This is a genomic window from Halorhabdus utahensis DSM 12940, assembly GCF_000023945.1.
GTDB classification, from domain to species: domain Archaea; phylum Halobacteriota; class Halobacteria; order Halobacteriales; family Haloarculaceae; genus Halorhabdus; species Halorhabdus utahensis.
The window spans coordinates 2,476,724-2,497,673 of record NC_013158.1 but is presented as its reverse complement, the minus strand read 5'-3'; the positions used below and the strand labels follow the sequence as shown (position 1 = coordinate 2,497,673).

Below are 20,950 nucleotides of genomic sequence, written 5' to 3'. Positions count from 1 at the left end.
CTGGCGAAGCCAGCAGGTGTTTTTGGCCGAGCTTTTTGCGAAGAGGGTCGCCGTCGGCGACCCTCTGAAGTAAAAAGGTCGTGGCCTCTAGTCGTCAGCGACCAGCGGTCCGGACTCCGTCTCGACCAGCCGGTCGATGGCCTCGACCATGGCCTCGACGGAGGCCCGGGTGATGTCAGCGTCGCTTCTGGCGACCGTGACCGAGCGGTCGCCGCGGGACATCTCGACCTCGACGGTGACGACGGCGTCGGTCTGGCCGGTGATGGCGTCGACGTGGTAGGAGTCCAGACTCCAGTCGACATCGTGACCGAGGGCGGCCTCGACGGCGTTCATCGCGGCGTCGACGGGGCCGTCGCCGACCGAGGCCTCGGTGCGTTCGACGTCGTCGACGAGCAGGCGGATACTCGCGGTCGGTGTGCCGCTGCCGGCGACCGTGTTCAGGTCGAGGAGTTCGATCCGGCGCTCGCGCTCGCGGTCCTGGACGTCCTCGGCGATGGCGAGCAGGTCGGCGTCGGTGACGCGCTTGTCGCGCTCGCCGAGGTCCTTGACGCGCTCGAAGACGGCGTCGAGTTCGTCGTCGGTGACGTCGACGTCGTGCTCGGCAAGGGCGGCCTCGACGCCGGCCCGACCGGCGTGTTTGCCCAGCGCGAGTCGACGTTCCCGGCCCACCTTCTCCGGCGGGTAGGGCTCGTACATCGACTCGTCCTTGAGCGTGCCGTCGGTGTGGATGCCGCTCTCGTGAGTGAAGGCGTTCTCGCCGACGACGGCCTTGTTCGGGGCCAGCGGAATGCCGGTCTTGTTGGCGATGAGTTGGGCAAGATCGTGGACCTGCGTGAGGTCCATCGTCTCGACGCCGTAACCGTGGTCGAGGGCGATGGCGACCTCCTCTAAGGCAACGTTGCCGGCCCGCTCGCCGATGCCGTTGATCGTCCCGTGGACGAGGTCGGCACCCGCCGCCAGCGAGACCAGGGCGTTGGTGACCGCAAGCCCGAGGTCGTCGTGAGTGTGGGTGCTCGTCGGGCCGAGATCGGCCAGCCGCGAGACGGCATCCAGCGTCCGGTCGGGCGTGGCGTGGCCGACGGTGTCGGCGTAGCAAACCCGATCCGCGCCGGCATCGAGGGCTTCACCCATGAGTTCCTCGAGGAAATCCAGGTCGGCCCGGGAGCCGTCCTCGCCGATCACCTCGACCCAGAGGTCGTGATCGGTCGCGTACGCCACGAGGTCAGCGGTGTCGGCGATGACATCCTCGCGGGTGGCCGAGAGTTTCCCCTCGATGTGGCGATCGCTGGCTGGAACGACGAGGTGCACCCCGTCGACACCGGTCTCCAGGGCAAGATCGACGTCACCCTCGACGTTGCGGGCGAAACTCGTGATCGTCGCGTCGAGATCCAGCTCCGTCACGCGGCGAATCGTCTCTCGCTCGCCCGGCCCGGTGACGGCGCTGCCGGCCTCGATCACGTCGATACCGGCGGCGTCGAGTTCTCTGGCGATGTGTGCTTTCTCCGCGGGCGACAGCGATACCCCGGGGGCCTGTTCACCGTCTCGAAGCGTCGTATCGAGCAGCCCGACGTCAGAGAGCGACTCGAGTGACTGGGTCGCCGGGTGCTCGCCGAACAATCCTGGCAAAATTCGGTCCTCGCTACGCTGGGAGAATTTCGCGCCCAGTCGCCTTGCGGCGACTTCCTCTATCCTCGCTCGTCGGATATTCCGACATTGTAGTTGCATGAATGTGCTCGACGTTCATGAAGATATTGATCTCGGAACGACACAGACTGCCACAGGTGAGCGCTCCAGCGGTCAGGAGTCCTCGGATTCGACGAGGACCCGGTCGCCTGCTTCGACGCCATCGGCCACGCCGGGCGGCAACTCGATGACGCAGTCGGCGCGTGCCAGGCCGAAGCCGATCCAGGGCCGGAGTGTCTTGACCTGCTGGACGCGATTGTCGCTGATCCAGAGCACGTCGATCGAAGTACGGACGAACAGCATGTCGATGTCCCGCCGGCCCGCGTGCCCGAACGGAAACACGAGCGCGTAGTCGTCGGGAAGCGATCGACGAAACCGGAGCCCACGGACTTTCGCCAGGACGCCCTCGGCCATCTGGATGTCCGTCGCCAGCGTCCGTGTCTCGTCGCCGTCCGCTGGCTCGTGCACGACGCGCATACTCGATGGTCGAAAGGAGGGAGAATAACGTTGGGGGTTGTCGATCGACGGCGGTGCCTCCTGCTGGATGCGGCCGTGTCGGTTTTCACCGTCGACGCGTAGATGTGCATATGAAGAAGACGGACGCGGGGACGACTGTCGGCGTCGGCGACCCCTACGCGTACGTCGACCGCTGCGATCATTGCACCGACGAGGGACGGTGCCGGTTCGCCGTCGACCGCGGTGACGTCGACCCGTCGTTCGCCGACGAGTTGAGCAGCCGCGACTTCCGATGTCCCGTGGTCGGCGACCCACAGGAAACCGGACTGACCGGTCCGTGGGACTGGAAAGATTGCCCGCACATGCGTGCTCGCAACCGTGACCGGGAGTGTGCACGGTGCGGCCTCGAAGAGCGCCGGTCGGCCCACACTGACGAACGCCCCTTGCTGGAGGAACACCACCTCTCGTACGCGGAGGGCGGGGCGCGAAGCGCCGCGGAAACGCGAGCGGAAAGCGAACGCGACCCGCGAGCAAGCGGGTCGGAACCGGGCGACGGCGGAACCCGCGCCGAGACAGACGCACTGGCCCACGAGATCACGATCTATCTCTGCCGGTGGTGTCACGCGAAAGTCCACAACTCCTGGGCGGGCGTCGCGGACCCGGCGTCGCCCGACTCGGAAGCGATCGCAGCCCGAGAAGCCCGTCGGAGTCAGGAACAGTCGGAACTATCCTTCGAGTCGGCAGCCGATCGGTTCGACGACAGTTCCTGACGGAGTCCCGGATCCCCTTCGGCAATCCGTCCGCACCGCCCACCGATTATCACATCCAATAATAGAGTGGTTACCCATAAGTGTCCAATTCGAGAAGATATAGACTGCGTGAAAATGGCCGTCACGAAACGGACACTCGGGACGAACTACGTCACAGGGACAGGTATTCTCCTGTGTGGGTTGTTCGTCCCATTGTTGTCCGTCCAGGGGACCGACCCGTCAGCACTGGTCATCGGCGGCCTCGGGTTGCTCGCGGCGGGCATACTGGCGACAGCTGGGTACTGGCTGGACCGGATTGGCATGCACGGCGATCAGATCTGGCGGGTCGCCATCCACGCCGGACTGGGGATCGGTGTCGTCACGCTCGGGAGTCTGCTGGTGTTCGGACTCACGCAAGTGACCGACCCGGGGGCGTCGGAATCAACGCTACTGGTGAGTAGTATCGCCCTCGGTGGGACTGGAGGGACCGTAGCCGGGACGATTCGCGAGTTCGACCGCTCGACGACGACACTCACCCAGAGTACCGAAGTGCTCTCACGGGTACTCCGACACAACCTCCGAAACGATATGACGGTCATTCTCGGGCAGCTCGATCAACTCGACGGCGACTCCAGGGGAACCCTGGAACCGACACGCACGATTCGGACTGCTATCGACGACATCGCTGCCCTCTCCGAGAAGGCTCGGCTGGTCGAACTGGCCGTCATGCGTGAGGAACGCCAGTGCCACCCAGTCGACGCAGTCAGCTGTGTGGATGCGGGGATCGAAAAGACGCGGGCGGCAGACAGCGACATCAGCTTTGAAACATCGATGCCCGAGACGGCGTGGGTCCGCGCCGACTGGATGCTCGAAACCGCGATCGAAATCGTCCTCCGGACGGTTCGGGCGCACGGTGACGCCACGACGATCTCGATTCATCTCGAAAAGAGCGACACCGGGCGAGTTTCGATCCGGATCGTCGACGTCAATGGCAGTCTCAAACCCGCGGAGATCGAAACGCTGGAGTCCGGCGTCGAAACGCCCCTCCAGCACAGCGAGGGACTAGATCTGTGGATCGTCCGGTGGATCGTCAGCGGCTATGGTGGATCGATCAGCGTCGAGAACGGCGATACGTGCGCGGTCACGCTGCGATTACATCGGTCGATGCCGCTCCGACGCGGCAAGTAACGGGTAGCGCTCGACCTCACCGCGTTTCCGGGGATATATATCCACTTCTCCGTTAGCGGCGGGTATGACCCGCATCGACGTGATCGACAACCACGGCCAGTTCACCCACCTCGAACAGCGAGCGCTCCGGGATCTGGGAGTTGACGTCTCGCTGGTGGACAACACCACGCCACCCGCTGAGATCGACGCCGATGGGCTTGTCCTCTCGGGCGGTCCGTCGATGGACCGCATCGGCAACAGCCCGGCGTATCTCGACCTCGACGTCCCGGTCCTCGGCATCTGTCTGGGTATGCAGATCATGGCTGCCGAACTCGACGGGGCGGTCGGCGAAGGCGACTACGGCGGCTACGCGGACGTGACCGTCGACATTCTCGACGACGCGGACCCATTGATCGGCTCACTCGCACCCGAAACGCGGGTCTGGGCCAGCCACGCCGACGAAGTCACGCAGGTGCCGACGGGCTTCGAGCGAACGGCAACCTCCGACGTCTGTGGTGTCGAGGCGATGAGTGACACCGACCGAGATCTCTACGGCGTCCAGTGGCATCCAGAGGTGGCCCATACCGAAGAAGGCGAAGCAGTCTTCGAGAACTTTCTGTCCATCTGCGAGTGAATATCCGATTGTCGCAACGACCGCAATCGACGAGACTCAAAACGGGTGAATGGTGTGCCGCGTAGAAAGGCGCGCCCACGCCGGACTCAGCGGTCGCGAGACGATTTTGCGGCGCTCTCTCAGCCACAGTACGATTAACACAATCTGTTTGTTAAGAATGACAAACCATTAGTGAGTCGGCGATGTCAGCCGGTGTATGACGGCGGGGGATGACACGCACTCACTGAATCGACGTCACGTACTCAAATCGATCGGGGTTGGGGCGCTCGGTACCACGGGGATACTCGGGACGTCCGGATCAGCGATAGCCGACAACGGCGGAACCCACTACTCGAATCCGCTGTACGGGCCGGACTTCGCGGACCCCACGATCCACCGTGCCGAGGACGGAACGTGGTGGGCCTACGCCTCGAACATGAGCTATATCGAGGATAGCGACGAGAGGTTGATACCGATCCTCTCCTCGCCGGACCTCGTCAACTGGACGTACGAGGGCGAGGCGTTCGACTCCCGACCCGGCTGGCTGTACGGGTCGATCTGGGCACCCGATGTCCACTACCACGACGGCCAGTGGGTGCTGTTTTACGCCCTCTGGCCGCGCGGAGACGACGACAGTCAGGTGCCCGGCATCGGCGTGGCCACGTCGGAGACGCCCGACGGCCCGTTCACGGACCATGGGGAGATCCTCTCCAACCCGGATCACCCCTATCCTGGCAACACGATCGACCCGTACTTCGCCTATCACAACGGGACACCGTACCTCTTCTGGGCTAACTTTGCTGGCATTAACGTGGTGGAACTCACCGAGGACCTGCAGGACTACCAGCCCGGGACGTTCAATCAGATCGCCGGAAGCGCCTACGAGGGGCCGGCAATCTTCCAGCGGGGAGACTACTGGTACGTCTTTGGCTCCACCGGCGATTGCTGTGATGGGTTCGACAGCACGTACGAGGTCGAGGTCGGTCGATCAGAGAACCTCCTCGGCCCGTACCATGACCGGGACGGCACCCCGATGCTCGAGCGTGACGAGTGGAACGCGGGGCCGACTCACCTCGGTGACAACGATCGCTTCGTCGGGCCGGGCCACGGTGACGTGACGGTCGACGACGACGGCACCTACTGGTTCGTCTATCACGCTTACGACACCGAAGGCCCGGAGTTCGTCGACAACGGCTGGCCGCCGGCACGGCAGCTGTTCGTCGATCCGATCCAATGGGAGGACGGGTGGCCCATCATCGGCTGCGACGGAACGCCGTCCAGCGAGATGGCCGTCCCCGGCGAAGGAGGCTACTGCAGTGGCGGTGACGACGGGACTGGTGATGGCGGTGGCGTTGGCGATGACGTTGGCGATGGGACTGGCGACGGATACGAGACGTGGACCGACACCGACGATCCGTACTATGCGACGCTCGTCAGTGATCTCACGGGGTACGACCTCCCCAGCGCGGGCCAGTTCGTCAACGGTACTGACGAGTCGGTCGTCTGGGACACCTACGAGATCGACGGCGGCAACGCCGACCGCCTCGAGCGGTCGTCACTGGCGGTCGGCGACGAGGTACCGTTCTCGGAGGCGGCCCGCTTCTCGGTGACCGATCCACCGGAGAATCCGTGGGGGATCACCCTCAAGTCCTTCGGCGAGCGCGAACTGGAGCGCGGGCAAGTCCTCCTCGGTGTCGCGTACATGCGCACGCCCGGAGAGGAAGCGTCGGTGACCTACAAGTCGACGGCGTCGACCAATACGCCGGACAACTACGTGACCGGGGCCCAGCCGCCACTGGGTGCCGAGTGGCAGCGGTATTACTTCCCGATCGAGTTCGGCGTTTCGGCCGCCCCCGGCGAGTGGTGGACCGAGATCTGGCTCGGTGCCGCGGCCCAGACGGTCGACATCGGCGGCCTCGCAGTGATCGACTTTGCCGAGGGGGTGCGAGCCCACGACCTCCCAGTCCGGGCGGAGACCGGAGAGACGGCGGTCGGAACGGATGGCGACACCGACACTGAGACGGACACGTCCGGCGAGAGCGAGGGAGAGCAGGATGACAGCGAAGCCGGCGGTAGCGAGGGGACGCCAGCCGGTGGGCTGCCCGGCGGTGAGGGGCCGTCCCAGGATCTGGACGGCGATGGCCTGCATGAAGACGTCAACGGCGACGGCACCGTCGACGTCAGCGATGTCCGGTCGCTGTTGACCAACGTCAACAGCGAGGTGGTCCAGAAAAACGCCGACGCCTACGACTTCGACGGCGACGGCGGTGTCGACGTCGGCGACGTACTCGCGCTCTACCGGCGCATCTATCAGTAACGTCACGGGGACGCCGATGTTCACGTCGACGGAGTCACAGTCAGATACTTTTAACCCCTGTCGGGAAAACCATCAGTTGGAATGACGACGACGCAGGGCAATCTCGCCGGCCTCTCGCGATATATCTTCCGTGCCCCCCGGTGGTATTCGAGCATCGGGTTTGCGGTGCTGATCGCGGCGATCGTCGGCGTCGCGGCCTTCGACTCGCGGTACATCCTCGAGGACGCATGGCAGGGGATCTTCTACATCGGCTTGCCGACGCTTGCGGCCGGTGTCCTGACGCCGCCGGTCGATCGGCTGATCGGTGGCCAGTTGACGCCGAGTCGCGCGTCGCTGCTCGCGCTCGGCTGTGAGTTGCTCGTCATCGCCATCATGACCGGTGCGAGTCTGGTATCCGCAGTCGCGCCGCTCGGACAGAACTTCGTCTTCGACGCCCTCCTGTTCGCGCTGGCAGCCATCTTCGCCGTCCGATTGCTCGTCATCATGGCCGTGTCTCGCCACCGACTGGCCGTCGCGGCGGTCCCGGCGAGCATCCAGACCGTCGCTGCCGCCGTGTTGCTGTTCGTCTACAGCGGGACGATGCGGTATCTGGAGATCGGCGGACCACTCGCCAGATCCTACCTCTCGCGGCCGGAACAGGCCCCGGCCGAACTGCTGGTGATTCTGCCGAACGATTTCTTCGTCCTGGCGTTGCTCTGTGGGATCTACGCGATCGCCGTCTGGCTGTTTCTCGTCACTATCGACTGGCCCTGGCGGCGAAGTCTCGGCGTGAGTGCGCTGGATTTCCTCGAAGGGTTCATCGGCCACATCGCGGAGGGATCGAACGAGCTCGAGGAGTTCTTCGAGGAAATCGGCGAGGAAGCGCTCGTGCCGGTGAGCGTCCTCGTGTTCCGTCGACCCGACGGCGACGAGAAGGCGCGGTTCGTCCTGCCGATGATCCACCCCGGGCCGATGGGTGAGATCGGCGGCGGCAACCTGCCAAAGCGGATCGCCCAGGAGGCCGACGGGCTGGGTTTTCCGCCACACGCCACCGCCGGTCACGATTTCAATCTCGTGACTGAACGGGAAGTGGAAACGATCCTCGACGCCGCCGAGCGAGCCCACGACCGCATCGAGTATACCGAAACCGCGACGCCCGGCGAGCGTCTCGAGGAGGGAGAAGCGACCCTCACCGGGCAGGCCTTCGGCGACAATGCGCTCGCGACCGTGACGTACTCGCCGGGATTTGCCGACGATATCGAGTACGCCGTCGGCCTCTCGGCCGCTGCCGAGGCACGAAACGGCCACCTATCGGAAATCATGGTCGTCGACGCCCACAACTGCAACAACGGCCTCGAAGGCGAGAACCTGGGACACGTCGTCCCCGGCGGCGAACGATCGTTCGACCTGATCCATGGGGCTGATCGTCTCGGTGAGCGCCTCGAAGCGGCCGAACAGGGATCGCTCCGCCTCGGCACGGCCCACGACGAGACACCCTGGGGACCACAGGACGGGATCGGGCCGCTCGGCGTCCGCGTGGCCGTCGTCGACGTCGACGGGGGGACGACGGCCTACGTGCTGGTCGACGGCAACAACATGGAACCCGGCCTCCGCGAGGAGATCGTCGACGCGATCGACCAGGTCGATCTGCTGGAGGTGATGACCTCGGACACCCACGTCGTCAACACGGTCGAGGCCGAGAACCAGGTCGGCGACGAGATCCCAGGCGAGGATCTGATCGACGTGATCGACGGACTCGTCGATGCCGCTCTCGACGATCTCGAACCCGTCGAAGCCGGGATGGCCAGCGAGAAAGCGAAAGTCACCGTCTTCGGGACCGACCGGACCGAAACGCTTGCGAGTACCGCCAACGCCGTCGTCTCGATGGGCGGGGCGCTCGCCGGGATGTTCGTCTTCGCCGTCGTCGCGATCAGTCTCCTGCTATTCTTGCTGACGTGAGCGACGGAGCGCTTCGCTTGGCGGGTTGTGGCGAGAAAAACGCCGAGGGGGAGATTCGAACTACGCGGTCACGGTTCTGCTCACTTCGTTGCGCGGACTGCGCGCCCTCTCGTTCAAATCTCCCGTGTCGGCGATACGCAGTCACGGATGCGAGCGGCACAGAGCCCGCTCGCGAGTTGTAACGTGAGAAGCGCCGAGGAGGAGATTTGAACTCCCGAGTCCGTGAGGAGACCTGCTCTCGAAGCAGGCGCCTTGGCCAGGCTAGGCTACCTCGGCTCACTATCCGGTACTACGGTTCCGTGTTTATCCGTTTCGATCTTGACGCACCACCGTGAGTGTCTCGGCGAGCGTCCATCGGGTTCGAATACCACCACGAAAACTAAGGGCACGTGGAGCGACCACCACCCATGGACGTCGCCGAGGCAAGTGACACCTGTACCACGCTTTTAGACGAGCTCGAATCAGCGATCATCACCAACCAGGAGTTCCTCGAAACGGTCCTGCTTGGCGTGCTCGGCCGGGGGCACGTCCTGCTCGAAGACGTTCCCGGCACGGGCAAGACCCTGACGGCCCGGAGTCTCGCGAAGGCACTCGGCCTCTCCTTTTCGCGCGTCCAGTTCACCCCGGACCTGCTCCCGACTGACGTCACCGGGACTCACATCTACAACGAGCGCGATCGAAGCTTCGAGTTCAGCGAGGGCCCCATCTTCGCCAACATCGTCCTGGCCGACGAGATCAACCGCGCACCGCCGAAAACCCAGTCGGCGCTGCTGGAGGCGATGGAGGAGGGCCAGGTCACCGCCGGCGGTGACACCTATCAACTCCCGAAACCGTTCTTCGTCATCGCGACCCAGAACCCCGTCGAGATGGAGGGGACCTTCGAGTTGCCCGAGGCCCAGGTCGATCGCTTTGCGATCAAAGCGGCGATGGGCTATCCCGACCTCGACGGCGAGGTCGAACTCCTCCGCCGACGGGCCGGCCGCGACGAGCAGAGTCCGTCCGTCGAGACAGTGCTGGACGCCGAGTCAGTGACGGCCCTTCGACAGGTCCCCGAGACGATCCGTGTCGAAGACGATCTACTGGAGTATATGGCAGCAGTCACGCGGGCGACACGCGAGCACCGCCACGTCGAAGTCGGTGTCTCGCCACGCGGCACCCAGCGGCTGTTCGAGATCGCACGCGCACGGGCGACCATCTCGGGCCGGGAGTACGTCACGCCGGACGACGTCAAGCGGGTCGCCCGGCCGGCACTGGCCCATCGACTCGTGCTCACGCCCGACGCCAGAGTCGACGAGGTGCCCAAGCCGTCCGTGATCGACCGGATCCTCGACGACATCCCCGTCCCGACGATCTGATACTGGCAGCCGTCGCGACTGCGTCAGGCCCGCATCGCGAGCAACACCAGCCCACCGCCACCCAGAAACGCCACGAGGGCGACGAGCGGTTGTCCGCCACTCGAGGCGAGAAAGGTCCCGTAGACGATCACCATCGCCACCGCGCCGACAAGGGTCGTGGCAGCCGCGTGGACGACGATCGAGCGGACCATCGTGGCACCGGCCCCGAGTTGCTCGGTCACGTTGATCGATTGCTCGCCGACGTCCCACCCCAGAACAACCCCGAGAACCGCGACGAGCAACAGCCCCGGCGGAAGGGCGGCTGCCCCGGCGAAAACGATCGCGCCGATCTGGCAGACAGTGCCGATACCGAGGATCACCCGTGAGCCACGAGCGGTCCCGACGACGGCGATCACGCCGCCGATCATGGCGACCACTGCCGCGGATGGCACGAGCGCCATCGCGAGTGTTGCGACCGTGACTGCACCACCGGTCATGAGCACGCCAACCCGTGGCGGGCGAATCTCTTCGTCCATCATGACCACCGCCGTCCGGCGTTCGTCAGCGCGAGTGCGAGCGATTCATCGGCGTCCCAGTCGACCACGCGAACGTTGGCTCCCCGAAGCTCCGAGAGTCGTTTCCGGCGTTCGAGTCGCGCGAGCGTCCGACCCGGCGTTCCACTGCCAGAAGCGTCCGGACTGATGATCGTTACCGGGTGGCCGCTAGCCTGGAGTTGGCGGACGATGTCGACTACTTCGTCGTCGACCAGCGGCGAGAACACGACCAGTTGGCTGTCGGACGATAACCGTTTCCGGAGCGCAGGCAGGTTGATCCGTTGGTAGTACGGGAGCGTCGGTGGCGACGGAGCGAAGGCCCCGTCAGTCGCGAGCACGTCCTGCAGGCGTGCGAGGTGCGTATGCCCTGCTCCGGGCGCGAGCCAGCACTGTCTGGGCGAGAGGGCGGCCAAGCCGACTCGATCGTCCGCCGCGAGCAACGCCGACGCGAGCTTCGCCGCCGCGAGGACACTCCGGTCGACGGCCGAGGGGGAATCGTCGTCGTTGGCGACGTAGGCCTCCTTGCGAGCGTCGATCAACAGGACGACAGTCGCCGCTCGCTCCTCGTGAAACTGCAGCGTCGCCAGCCCTTCGCCACGGGCCGCCCGACTCCAGTCGATACGTGTCAGTGGGTCACCGCTTCGATATTCCCGAACCGAGTGAAACTCCAGGCCACTCCCGGCTGAGTCAGTCAAGACACGCCCAACGTGCATCGAGGCCTGTTTGCGAAGCGGGACCGACAGATCGAGGGCCGAGGAGACATCGTACGTGACGGTCCGGTCGCCATCGACACCGAATTCCTCGACTCGTTCGAGCGTCCCCGGAAGGTTTCGGGAGACGAGAAACGCGTCCTCGAACGTGTGGCTGCCGCGGATCCCACGGACTGTATACGTGTATTCCATCGTCGCGCCGGGGCGAAGCGCGGTCCCGTGACGTGGGCTGTCCGCCTCGATTGTGAGATCAGCCGGCACGCCGTCGACGATCCGGAGGTCAGGGAGAAACTGCTCACCGATGTTTTCGACTTCGACGGTGACGTCGACGGGTTCGCCGGGTCGCGGAGCGGCCGGCTGGATCTCCCGGGAGATGCGGACCGCCGTCGAGGGGGAGGACCCGGCGACCGCGTACGCGCCGAGCCCTGACAGAACAGCGCCTGAAAGAACCAAACCGGGCCGGGCCAGAAGAACACCGAACCCGACTACCGTCAGTGCCACGGCAGTCAGTCCGTTCCAGCGGCCGGTCGCATGGTCGCCTTCCTCGGCGGGCTCTTGCGTTACTTCCGGGACGACCGGCTCGGCCTCCCATTCGACATCCTCGTCAGCGAGACGGGCCAGGGCTTCGATTGCGCTGACAACCCGCCGTTTCAGGATGGATGTCCCGCTGACGAACGACGAGACCCGATCCCGGACGCTGGCAGTTCCGTTCGAGAACAGCGCGTTGGCGTCGGGATCATCACTCCAGGCCCCGGCTGCAAGTTGGTCGTCGATATCCTCGGGATCCCCACTAACCACCACTTTGGCAACCGCACGAATGCGCTCGCGGGCCGTCGCCTTCACCTGCAACCGGCCCATCGCGTTCGATGCGGTGTCGACGAGCAGTTTGTCGAAACCGTCGCCCGGAACCGAGACCGTCGTTCGACGCTCGACAGGCGGGGTTTCGGCGGTGTCGATCGACGAAGTCAGTCGTTTGAACCACCGGCGAGCGGCGAACAAGAGCAACAGCCCACCGATCGCCAGCACGACGATGTATTGCACCGAGAGCGACTCCCCGAGATCCGGCGAAACCAAAAGCAGGAAGCCGACCGCGACCGCGAACACACCGAGCACACTCAGAAACCGGCCCAATCCGACTGCGGCGGCCCCCTCCGTCTCCTCGTCGGGGCGCCGAGAGCGTTCACGCATCCCACTCACGTCTCATCACCGGCGTACGTCGATTCGATCCGTCGTAGCGCGTCGGTTGCCTGGCGTTCACGTTCGTCTGAGACGGCCGCGTCGCCGTACCGCACGTCCTCGAACAGTTGGGTGAGTGCCTCGACGTCACGGGGTTTCATCCCCGCCTCGATCGCCGCCTCGGCGAACTCCCCCGGCGTCGTCGACTGCCGGTTCTGGACGTCGAGGGCTTCGGTCATGTCCACCCAGGCGCGGTAGACGGCGTTCGATGTCGAGGTCGTCTGGTCAGCGAGTTTGTCGGCGGCACGGCCGGCCGCGGCGCCGACCGGTGTCAGTGTCTCCGGCGGCACCTCGTCGTCGGGCTCGGATTCCTGTTCAGGCGAGGGCTCGTCGGTCGAAAGCCCGAAGAGGATCACCAGTGCAAGCACCGCGACGACGCCGATGGCACCCAACAAGAGCGGCGACGTCGGCGCCGCCTCGCCAGTCAGCGGTCCGAATCCACCCGATCCGCTGGGGAGTCCAGCACCGGTGTCTTCGCCGGAGCCAATGTCGCCACTGGGGCCGACCAACGCCGAAAGCAATGCCATCAGCAGCCAGAACCCGAGACCGGCCACGAACACGGCAATCACGATATTCACCAGATCACGAATCGAGAGGAGATAGACGGAGACCAGGCCAGTGAAGACGAACAGCCCGACGAGAATCGCCTGCAACACTGGCCCCGGTTCGGGGAGTGGGCCCGGATCGGGGTCGAGCGTCTCGTCGGGCTGAAAAAGCGCCGGCGAGCCGTCCCCGGTCGAAACCAGGCTTCCCCCACCCTGCGCGGCAGGACTCGTCAGCGTCGCGGCCGCGAACGCGAGCGCGAGCGCGCCCAAGACCCCGACGATCACAACCCCAACCGTGCGACGATCGACTTGCACTGCGGGCACCTAGTCGATGGATCAATGTGAGTGTTGTCCCCCTCGAACAGGTGGTTAGTTCATCAGGAATCAGTTACAACAGCGCAACACCACCGAGAATACCTACGTGAGAAATATATGTGATGACCTCGAACGAGGCGTATGAGTGAACCGGGCCGTGAAGTCGAGTATTCAGTCGAGGATGTCACCGACGTGTTCAGCGACCGGACGGACTACGCCGAACCGCTGACGGCCAGCGAAGTCGCCGACGAACTGGGCTGTTCCCGCCGGACGGCACTGAACAAGTTGCACGAGCTTCAGGCGTCGACGGAACTGACCTCGAAGAAAGTCGGTGGCCGGAGTCGCGTGTGGTGGATCCCCGTCAACGTCGAAAACTGAGTGCGCAGCAGCGCCCTGGAACCCCTAGATTCGCGTCCCGGCCAGGACGACTGTGCCACCGCCCAACAGCAAGACGAGCGCAAGCAGTGGCTGACCACCGCCGGCTATCTGATAGAGGCCGTAAACGCCACAATAGCAGAGTGTCCCGACGAGGAGCGTCCCGGCGGCATGGACGGCGAACGGTCGGGTCCCGGTACCGGTCGCGCCCAACTGGTCGGCGACGGTGATCGCTTGTTCCCCGAGATCCCAGCACAGCACGACCGCCATCGACGCGAGGAGGACGAGTTCGACTCGGAGCGCACCGAGCGCAGCCACGACCACCGCCCAGAACTGGATCGTAACCCCGATCCCGAGGACCAGTCGCGACCCCCGGCGCATCCCCGCGATCACCCCAGCAGCACCGCCGAGTGCCACGAGTGCCGCTATCTGGACTGTGCCCGTGAGGGCGACGACGAGTGCCGTCGCGGCGATGGCCGGGAGCAGCAACCGCGGGGTCGGCGATTCAGTGTCCGCCATCACGACCACCGCCTGCCGGCTTTGTCCAGAGACAATGCGAGTGATTCCTCGGCGTCCCAGTCGACGACGCGAACACCGGCCTCCCGAAGTCGTGAGAGGCGGAGACTGCGTTCGATCCGGGCCAGCGTTCGACCCGGTGTCCTGCCGCCCGTGGCATTCGGGCTGATCACCGTGGTCGCATGTCCGCTGGCCCCCAGCCGGCGAACGACATCGACGACTTCGTCGTCACAGACCGGCGAGAACACCAGCAGCTGGGCAGCACTCGGGAGCCGCTTGCGGATCGACTGAAGGCGAATCGCGGGCTTGAACGACCGATCCGGCGGTCGTGGATCGAAGGCCTCCGCGTTCGCCAGCTGTTCGTGTATGCGGGTCCGATGAGCGTGCCCGGAACTCGGAGCGATCCAGCACGTGCGGGGCGAGAGCGCGGCCAGCCCGACCTGATCGTCGGCAGCCAGCAGCGCCGAGGCGCTTTCGGCCGCCGCGAGGACGCTACGATCGACGGCCGACGGTGCGTCCGCCTCGGGGGCGACGTATGCTTCCACCCGGGCATCGACCAGCAGGACGACCGTCGCCGATCGTTCCTCGCGAAACTGCAGCGTCGCCAGATCCTCGCCGGCGGCCGCCCGGTTCCAGTCGATCCGGTTGAGCGGATCGCCGGTCCGGTACTCCCGGACGGAGTGGAGTTCGATGCCGCTGCCACCGACGTCAGTGACCACACGGCCGACGCTTCGAGACGTCTGTTTTCGCAGGGGGATAGAATGATCCGTGACCGCGGTCACATCGTACGTGATCGACGCGTCACCGTCGGCGGACACATCCGCGACACGTTCGAACGACCCCGAGAGGTTCCGGACGATGACAGCCGCGTCACCGAACTCGTGGTGACCCCTGACGGCCTCGAGTTCGTACCCGAAGGTCGCGGTCGCGCCGGCCCGGAGCGACGTCCCGTGCCGTGGTGACCCGGCCGTGACCGAACACCCCTCCGGAACCCGATCGATCACCGTGAGATCGGGGAGCAGCCGATCCCCCGTGTTCTCGATCGAGACGGTCACCCGGACGGACTCACCCGGGGCCGGCTGGTCCGTCTCGACTGATCGAGTGACGCGAACGGCAGCCGTCGGCGGCGAATCGGCCGCAGCGTAGACGGCGACACCGCCGAACAGCGCACCGACGAGAAGCAACGCCGCCGAACCGAACACGACGCCCACGCCGACCGCCGACAGCGCCATCGGTTTGAGGAGTCGAAAACGATTGGTCGCCCGCAGGCCGGGAGCGGATGGCCGTGTCGCTGTCGTCCGCTCGGGCACGTCGAATTCGACCGAGACGCGCTCGCCGTCGTACTGGCGTGCAAGTTCGGCGACGACATCGCTGACGCGGCGCTGTAGCGGCGTGCCCTTCGCCCGGACGGCCGCCAGACGGCCTGTCAGCCCCTGCTCGCGGTCGGCGTCGTCAAACAGCACCGTCTCCGCGTCCTCACCGAAGACGTCGGCGTCCGGTTGCCCGTCCGAACCACCGTGGTCCCGTTCGTGGATTCGGGCTGCAACCGATCGTAGTCGGTCGAGGACGTCCCGCCTGGCCCGCAGGCGTGAGACTGCCGTGAGTCGATGGTCGGCGAGCGTTCGATCGAACGCGACACCCGGAATGGAGATCTCGCGTCGTTCCTCGACTGACGGTGGCGTCGCCGACTCGACCGTCGTCAGTGCGAGTCCGACCCAGTATCGCAGACTGGCCGCCAGAATGACGACGCCTAGCAGCGTCACGAAGCCGTACCCGAATGCTGTATCCGACGCGAGCGAGGGCTGGAGGATCGTCACGAGACCGCCCAGGACCGCGAGCAGACCGAGCACACCGAGGGCGCGTCCGACGCCCAGTGCGTTCAACTCGGTTTCGCCAGTCGATCCATCCGTGGCGGTCATGCCCCATCACCCGCGTAGGCTGCCTCGATGTGGCTTAGGGCCGCTTCTGCCCGCTCGGCCCGCGCCGGCGAGACCGGTGCGTCACCGTATCGGACGTCCTCGAACAGCCGGGTGAGTTCGTCGACATGCTCGGGTTCCATCCCCGCCTCGACGGCAGCCTCCGCGAACTCGCCCGGAGTGGTGGTCTCCGGATCCGTCACGTCGAGTGCGTCGGTCATTTCGAGCCAGGCCGAATAGACGGCGTTGCTCGTCTCGACGTTCGACGCCGCGATCCCCGCCGCGGCCCGCCCCGCGGCCTCCCCCAACGAGACCAGGCGCTCGGTGTCGCCGCCCGGTTCGTCTTTGTCTTCCCCAAGAGCATCCAGGGCGTCCTCGTCGCCGGACCGGGCAAACAGGAGACCGACAGCGATCAGCACCACGAACGCGCCCGCACCCAGCAAATACGGCGAGAGGGCACCGCTACTGGGCGAGGCGGACTCGCCGGTGGGCAGCGACAACCCTGTCCCGTTGGTGACAGTCCCGTTGATGGAGATCAGTGATTCATCCATGCCGATAGTACCCATGAGAAGGCCGATGATCGCGCCACCCGACAGGGTGACCAGCAATCCGGCAACGATACGAATGATTTCATCCGGATCGAGGACGATGAGACTTGAAAGCAAAAGGAGAACCGAAACGGCGGCAAGCAGGGTCCACAACTCGTCGAGGTACTGCGACGGGATCGGCAGATCGATCGTCCCGCTGAAGATGTCACCTGCCGCATTCTCGTCCGGTCCGAGATTGATCCAGCCACCGTCACCCTCTGATTCTGCCGCGTCAGTCAGCGTCGCCGCCGAGAGAACGAGCGCACTGACAGCGAGGAGTCCGAGGACAGCTACCGCGGCTGTGCGGCGATCCACTGCCATTGTCGGAGATTCTGCGGGGGCGCCCAAGAGTGTTATCCATTCCCAACGTCGTCCGACGCTGCCGAGTCGGTGTTCCCGGCCGCGTCCCCGTCCGGCGGCCCATGGCCACCGCCACCCGGTGTCAGGATCGTCACGACGGTCCCGGCCGCGACCTCTCGCGTCGTTTTCGCCGGGACGCGCTCGCCGTCGATGCGGTTCTGACCCGTCGCACCGTCACCGCCGCCAGCCCGACCGGCCGGTGGATGCCGACGGCGTTCGGTCAGCAACGATACCGTCGCCTCGGCCTCCAGCCGGATCGACCGCCGAAGCCCGGCACCACCGTCGCGCTCGCCCTCTCCACCGCTTCCCCGTCGGATCGCGTATGCCTCGACCCGGAGCGGGAAGGCCGCTTCGAGGGCCTCAATCGGCGTGTTCTCCGTGTTGGTCATGCCCACCTGGATGCCGTCGCTCCCGTCGGCAGTAGCCGTCGCGCCGGCACCACCGCCGATCGTCTCGTAGTAGGTGAAGGCGGGCGACCCGATCACGAGGTTGTTCATCGTCCCCTGACCAGCCGCCGGGACGCGCTCGGGGGCAGCCTCGCCGAGGGCCGCAAAGACCACGTCCGCGATCCGCTGGCTCGTCTCGACGTTGCCACCCACGACGGCCGCCGGCGGCTCGGGGTTCACCAGCGATCCCTTGGGGGCACTGACCGTGACCGGGTCGTAACACCCCTGGTTGGGCGGGACGTCCGGGTCGGTCACGCACCGGACGACGAAGTAGACCGCACTTTTCGCGACCGACAGCGGCGCGTTGACGTTGCCCGCGACCTGCTCGGCCGTGCCCGCGAAGTCCACGTCCATGGCGTCGCCGTCAATCGTCACCGTGACTTCGATGGGGACGTCCGCGTCGGTGATCCCGTCACCCTCCAGGACGTCGCGCGCTTCGTAGCGACCGTCGGGCAGCGCCGCGATCTCCCCCTCGACGCGCTCGCGGGAGTACTCGATGACAGCGTCGAAGGCCGAACGGAGGCGCTCGCCGTGCTCGGCCAGCAGGTCGGCGATCCGTTCACCGCCGCGGTCGTTGGCGGCCCGCTGGGCACGCAGGTCCGCCCGGCGCTCTGCCGGATTGCGGACGTTCGCCAGTACGAGCTCTTCGATATCCTGCCGCACCTCACCGCCCGCCACGAGGCGCGTCGGCGGGATCCGCAGCCCCTCCTGAAAGATGTCCCGCGCGCCCGCCGGCATGCTCCCGGGGGCCATGCCGCCCACGTCAGCGTGGTGGGCCCGGGACGCGGCGTAGGCCACGATCCGCTCACCGTGGACCACCGGCGAGACCATCGTCAGATCCGGGAGGTGAGTCCCGCCGGTGTAGGGGTCGTTCAGGACGAAGACGTCACCGGGTTCGGGATCACGCTTGCGGACCGCATCGACGGCATCGGGCATCGCCCCGAGGTGAACCGGGATATGCTCGGCCTGGGCGAGCAGTCGGCCGTCGGCGGCGAAGATGGCCGTCGAGCAGTCCCGGCGCTCGGCGATGTTCGGCGAGTACGCCCCGCGGATCAACACGTCGCCCATCTCCTCGGCGACCCCCGCTAGCTGGGTGCGCACGATTTCGAGCTCGATCGCATCGAGACCGTCGCTCATCAGGCCACACCCCCCTCCAGGACGAGCGTCCCCTGATCGGTAGTACTCCGCCAGCCCGGCGGCACGACAACCGTACTCTCGGCCCCGGCGACGATGGCCGGCCCATCCAGGGACGTCCCGGCAGCGAGCCCAGCCCGATCGTACACCGGCGTCTCTCGAAACATACCCTCGAAGGAAACGCTTCGGACGCCCGGGCGGCTGTCGGCCGTCTCGACGCCAGGAAGCGGTGGATTCTCGCCCGGAATGGTTGCGCTCGTTCGGAGCGTGACGAGTTCGACCGGCTCGTCGTCCAGCCGGTAGCCCCGGACCCGCTCGTGGGCGGCCCCGAAGCGGTCGCGCATCGCCGCCGGGTCGAACGGAGCGGTCGCCGGAACGGTCACCTCGTAGCGCTGGCCGGCGTACCGGAGGTCGGCCTCGCGTTCGATCGTGGCGAGATCGGCGTCGCTCGCAGCTGACCGAACGCTCGCGTCCAGGTCATCGTATTTCGATTCGATCGTCGCCACGCCGGCCGATCCGAGTTGCGTCCGGTGCGTGCGAGCAGCGTCGTGCGTCTCGTCGGCGGCGAGCAGGCCGTATGCCGAGAGCACGCCGCTGGCCGCGGGGACGAGAACGCGCTCGATCCCGAGTCGGTCGGCCAGGGCGGCAGCGTGCATCGGCCCCGCACCGCCGAAGGCAACGAGCGCGAATTCCCGGGGATCGTGCCCACGCTCGACCGTCGCCGACCGGATCGTCCGCGTCATGGTCGCGTTGGCCACGCGATAGATCCCCCTGGCTGCCGCCACCGGGCCGTCCAGGTCGGCCGCGGCCGCGAGTTCAGTCAACGCCGCTTCGGCGGCGTCAGCATCGAGATCGAACTCCCCGAACGATTCGCCACCGAGATACCCCAACTGGAGTGCGGCATCGGTGACCGTCGGCTCGGTCCCGCCGCGTCCGTAGCAGGCCGGACCGGGGTCAGCCCCCGCTGATTTCGGACCGACGCGCAACGCACCACCCTCGTCGACCCAGCCGACGGAGCCCCCGCCTGCACCGACCGTCTCGACGTCGACCATCGGCACGCCCACCGGGCGCTCGGCGATCGTCGCGTCGGTGGTTCGCGCCGCCGTGCCGTCGGTGACCAGTCCCACGTCCGCGGAGGTGCCGCCCATGTCGAAGGTGACCAGTTGGTCCTCGCCCGCCACGCTCGCCGCACCGACAACGCCCGCCGCCGGCCCCGAGAGCAGCGTCGTCACCGCGTGCTCGCGGACGGTCGCCGCATCGGCGATCCCGCCGTTGGATTGCATGACTCGCGGGGCAGGCAGTCCCTGCTCGTGTGCCCGCTCGGTCAGCCGACCCAGGTACGCGTCGATGACCGGCGTCACGTAGGCATCCGCGACGGTGGTAGCGGTTCGCTCGTACTCCCGGAAGGTTCCCAGCACCTCGTGGCTCGTCGAGACCGACCAGTCGCCGGCCTCCTGAAGCACGCTGGCGACCGTCCGCTCGTTGTCGGGATGGGCGTAGGCGTGTAACAGACAGACGGCGACGCTCTCGACGTCCTCCGGGATCGAAGCGGCGAGTGTCCGTACGGCGTCGGGATCGACGGCGCGTTCGACGCCCTCGGGCGTGACACGCTCGTCGATCTCGAAGCGTAACTCGGCCGGGACCAGCGGCTCGGGGTTCCGTGCGTCGAGGTCATACAGCGACGGCCGATCCTGGCGGCCGATTTCGAGCACGTCCCCGAACCCTGCGGTCGTGATCAGGGCCGTCTTCGCCCCCTCACTTTCGAGCGTCGCATTGACAGCCGCCGTCGTCGCGTGCCGGAACCGATCGACGGCCGCGAAATCGAGTCCTGCCGAGTCACAGGCCGTCTCGATCCCCGTGAGGACGCCCTCGCTTTGCTCGGTCGTCGTCGGGACCTTCGCCGTCGTGAGTTCCCCGTCCGCGACCAGCACCACGTCAGTGAACGTCCCGCCGACGTCAACACCCAGCCAGGTCCGCTCGCCCGCGCTCATGGCCTCGG

The 20,950-nt window shown here is 66.3% G+C and carries 17 protein-coding genes and 1 tRNA gene; 7 read left to right on the top strand and 11 right to left on the bottom strand.

Going from position 1 to position 20,950, the window contains the following annotated elements:
- Window positions 1–87: 87 nt before the first annotated feature.
- Both HUTA_RS11905 and HUTA_RS11900 read right to left on the bottom strand, forming a co-directional pair.
- The gene (locus HUTA_RS11905) at window positions 88–1,626 is read right to left on the bottom strand and encodes a (R)-citramalate synthase (protein ID WP_079891711.1); all 1,539 of its coding nucleotides are present in this window, start codon (window positions 1,624–1,626) and stop codon (window positions 88–90) included.
- A 171-nt stretch (window positions 1,627–1,797) separates the two neighbouring features.
- Window positions 1,798–2,160 (bottom strand): DUF192 domain-containing protein, encoded by a 363-nt coding sequence (locus HUTA_RS11900; RefSeq protein ID WP_015790159.1) that lies wholly within the window; start codon window positions 2,158–2,160, stop codon window positions 1,798–1,800.
- A 110-nt stretch (window positions 2,161–2,270) separates the two neighbouring features.
- Here HUTA_RS11900 and HUTA_RS11895 point away from each other — a divergent pair, with 110 nt between their 5' ends.
- The 5 genes from HUTA_RS11895 to HUTA_RS11875 all read left to right on the top strand — a co-directional run bounded on the left by HUTA_RS11895 (window position 2,271) and on the right by HUTA_RS11875 (window position 8,923).
- Window positions 2,271–2,909: a DUF7097 family protein gene (locus HUTA_RS11895; protein ID WP_015790158.1), complete on the top strand. Its 639-nt coding sequence runs from the start codon at window positions 2,271–2,273 to the stop codon at window positions 2,907–2,909.
- A gap of 114 nt (window positions 2,910–3,023) precedes the next feature.
- The gene (locus HUTA_RS11890) at window positions 3,024–4,076 is read left to right on the top strand and encodes a sensor histidine kinase (protein WP_015790157.1); all 1,053 of its coding nucleotides are present in this window, start codon (window positions 3,024–3,026) and stop codon (window positions 4,074–4,076) included.
- A gap of 64 nt (window positions 4,077–4,140) precedes the next feature.
- On the top strand, window positions 4,141–4,689 hold the full coding sequence (locus HUTA_RS11885) for a GMP synthase subunit A (RefSeq protein ID WP_015790156.1): 549 nt from the start codon (window positions 4,141–4,143) through the stop codon (window positions 4,687–4,689).
- Between the two features lie 196 nt (window positions 4,690–4,885).
- Window positions 4,886–6,985, top strand: a complete 2,100-nt coding sequence (locus HUTA_RS11880; protein WP_015790155.1) for a family 43 glycosylhydrolase — start codon at window positions 4,886–4,888, stop codon at window positions 6,983–6,985.
- Window positions 6,986–7,066: 81 nt separating this feature from the next.
- Window positions 7,067–8,923, top strand: a complete 1,857-nt coding sequence (locus HUTA_RS11875; RefSeq protein WP_015790154.1) for a DUF2070 family protein — start codon at window positions 7,067–7,069, stop codon at window positions 8,921–8,923.
- Window positions 8,924–9,114: 191 nt separating this feature from the next.
- Here HUTA_RS11875 and HUTA_RS11870 read toward each other — a convergent pair.
- Window positions 9,115–9,199: transfer RNA gene (locus HUTA_RS11870), tRNA-Ser, on the bottom strand.
- Between the two features lie 131 nt (window positions 9,200–9,330).
- On the opposite strand from HUTA_RS11870, the gene HUTA_RS11865 reads away from it, so the two are divergent.
- A complete protein-coding gene (locus HUTA_RS11865; protein WP_015790153.1) occupies window positions 9,331–10,278 on the top strand; it encodes an AAA family ATPase in 948 nt (315 codons plus the stop codon).
- Window positions 10,279–10,301: 23 nt separating this feature from the next.
- Here the strand turns inward: HUTA_RS11865 and HUTA_RS11860 are convergent, their stop codons facing one another.
- The 3 genes from HUTA_RS11860 to HUTA_RS11850 are packed head-to-tail and all read right to left on the bottom strand — an operon-like array spanning window position 10,302 to window position 13,617.
- The gene (locus HUTA_RS11860) at window positions 10,302–10,793 is read right to left on the bottom strand and encodes a DUF7519 family protein (protein ID WP_143920375.1); all 492 of its coding nucleotides are present in this window, start codon (window positions 10,791–10,793) and stop codon (window positions 10,302–10,304) included.
- Window positions 10,793–12,709, bottom strand: coding sequence for a DUF58 domain-containing protein (locus tag HUTA_RS11855; RefSeq protein WP_015790151.1), 1,917 nt, complete (start codon window positions 12,707–12,709; stop codon window positions 10,793–10,795). The genes HUTA_RS11860 and HUTA_RS11855 overlap by 1 nt, the downstream gene beginning before the upstream one ends.
- A 5-nt stretch (window positions 12,710–12,714) precedes the next feature.
- Complete coding sequence (locus tag HUTA_RS11850; RefSeq protein WP_143920373.1) at window positions 12,715–13,617, bottom strand: DUF4129 domain-containing protein; 903 nt, start codon at window positions 13,615–13,617, stop codon at window positions 12,715–12,717.
- Window positions 13,618–13,758: 141 nt separating this feature from the next.
- On the opposite strand from HUTA_RS11850, the gene HUTA_RS11845 reads away from it, so the two are divergent.
- The gene (locus HUTA_RS11845) at window positions 13,759–13,995 is read left to right on the top strand and encodes a helix-turn-helix domain-containing protein (protein WP_015790149.1); all 237 of its coding nucleotides are present in this window, start codon (window positions 13,759–13,761) and stop codon (window positions 13,993–13,995) included.
- Window positions 13,996–14,019: 24 nt separating this feature from the next.
- Here HUTA_RS11845 and HUTA_RS11840 read toward each other — a convergent pair whose 3' ends face one another.
- The 5 genes from HUTA_RS11840 to HUTA_RS11820 are packed head-to-tail and all read right to left on the bottom strand — an operon-like array spanning window position 14,020 to window position 20,942.
- Window positions 14,020–14,511, bottom strand: coding sequence for a DUF7519 family protein (locus HUTA_RS11840; RefSeq protein WP_015790148.1), 492 nt, complete (start codon window positions 14,509–14,511; stop codon window positions 14,020–14,022).
- Window positions 14,511–16,427, bottom strand: a complete 1,917-nt coding sequence (locus HUTA_RS11835) for a DUF58 domain-containing protein (protein ID WP_015790147.1) — start codon at window positions 16,425–16,427, stop codon at window positions 14,511–14,513. The genes HUTA_RS11840 and HUTA_RS11835 overlap by 1 nt, the downstream gene beginning before the upstream one ends.
- A complete protein-coding gene (locus HUTA_RS11830; protein ID WP_015790146.1) occupies window positions 16,424–17,332 on the bottom strand; it encodes a DUF4129 domain-containing protein in 909 nt (302 codons plus the stop codon). The genes HUTA_RS11835 and HUTA_RS11830 overlap by 4 nt, the downstream gene beginning before the upstream one ends.
- 32 nt (window positions 17,333–17,364) lie before the next feature.
- The gene (locus HUTA_RS11825) at window positions 17,365–18,954 is read right to left on the bottom strand and encodes a hydantoinase B/oxoprolinase family protein (protein WP_015790145.1); all 1,590 of its coding nucleotides are present in this window, start codon (window positions 18,952–18,954) and stop codon (window positions 17,365–17,367) included.
- Window positions 18,954–20,942 carry a hydantoinase/oxoprolinase family protein gene (locus HUTA_RS11820; RefSeq protein WP_015790144.1) on the bottom strand — a complete coding sequence of 663 codons (1,989 nt, stop codon included), beginning with the start codon at window positions 20,940–20,942 and terminating at the stop codon, window positions 18,954–18,956. The genes HUTA_RS11825 and HUTA_RS11820 overlap by 1 nt, the downstream gene beginning before the upstream one ends.
- Between the last annotated feature and the right edge of the window lie 8 nt (window positions 20,943–20,950).

What these genes read in the sequence shown, in the direction of transcription:
- HUTA_RS11900 (WP_015790159.1), bottom strand. Translation starts at nt 2,160, where the DNA reads ATGCGCGTCGTGCACGAGCCAGCGGACGGCGACGAGACACGGACGCTG.
- HUTA_RS11895 (WP_015790158.1), top strand. Translation starts at nt 2,271, where the DNA reads ATGAAGAAGACGGACGCGGGGACGACTGTCGGCGTCGGCGACCCCTAC.
- HUTA_RS11890 (WP_015790157.1), top strand. Translation starts at nt 3,024, where the DNA reads ATGGCCGTCACGAAACGGACACTCGGGACGAACTACGTCACAGGGACA.
- HUTA_RS11885 (WP_015790156.1), top strand. Translation starts at nt 4,141, where the DNA reads ATGACCCGCATCGACGTGATCGACAACCACGGCCAGTTCACCCACCTC.
- HUTA_RS11880 (WP_015790155.1), top strand. Translation starts at nt 4,886, where the DNA reads ATGACGGCGGGGGATGACACGCACTCACTGAATCGACGTCACGTACTC.
- HUTA_RS11875 (WP_015790154.1), top strand. Translation starts at nt 7,067, where the DNA reads ATGACGACGACGCAGGGCAATCTCGCCGGCCTCTCGCGATATATCTTC.
- HUTA_RS11865 (WP_015790153.1), top strand. Translation starts at nt 9,331, where the DNA reads ATGGACGTCGCCGAGGCAAGTGACACCTGTACCACGCTTTTAGACGAG.
- HUTA_RS11860 (WP_143920375.1), bottom strand. Translation starts at nt 10,793, where the DNA reads ATGGACGAAGAGATTCGCCCGCCACGGGTTGGCGTGCTCATGACCGGT.
- HUTA_RS11855 (WP_015790151.1), bottom strand. Translation starts at nt 12,709, where the DNA reads ATGCGTGAACGCTCTCGGCGCCCCGACGAGGAGACGGAGGGGGCCGCC.
- HUTA_RS11845 (WP_015790149.1), top strand. Translation starts at nt 13,759, where the DNA reads ATGAGTGAACCGGGCCGTGAAGTCGAGTATTCAGTCGAGGATGTCACC.
- HUTA_RS11840 (WP_015790148.1), bottom strand. Translation starts at nt 14,511, where the DNA reads ATGGCGGACACTGAATCGCCGACCCCGCGGTTGCTGCTCCCGGCCATC.
- HUTA_RS11835 (WP_015790147.1), bottom strand. Translation starts at nt 16,427, where the DNA reads ATGACCGCCACGGATGGATCGACTGGCGAAACCGAGTTGAACGCACTG.
- HUTA_RS11830 (WP_015790146.1), bottom strand. Translation starts at nt 17,332, where the DNA reads ATGGCAGTGGATCGCCGCACAGCCGCGGTAGCTGTCCTCGGACTCCTC.
- HUTA_RS11825 (WP_015790145.1), bottom strand. Translation starts at nt 18,954, where the DNA reads ATGAGCGACGGTCTCGATGCGATCGAGCTCGAAATCGTGCGCACCCAG.
- HUTA_RS11820 (WP_015790144.1), bottom strand. Translation starts at nt 20,942, where the DNA reads ATGAGCGCGGGCGAGCGGACCTGGCTGGGTGTTGACGTCGGCGGGACG.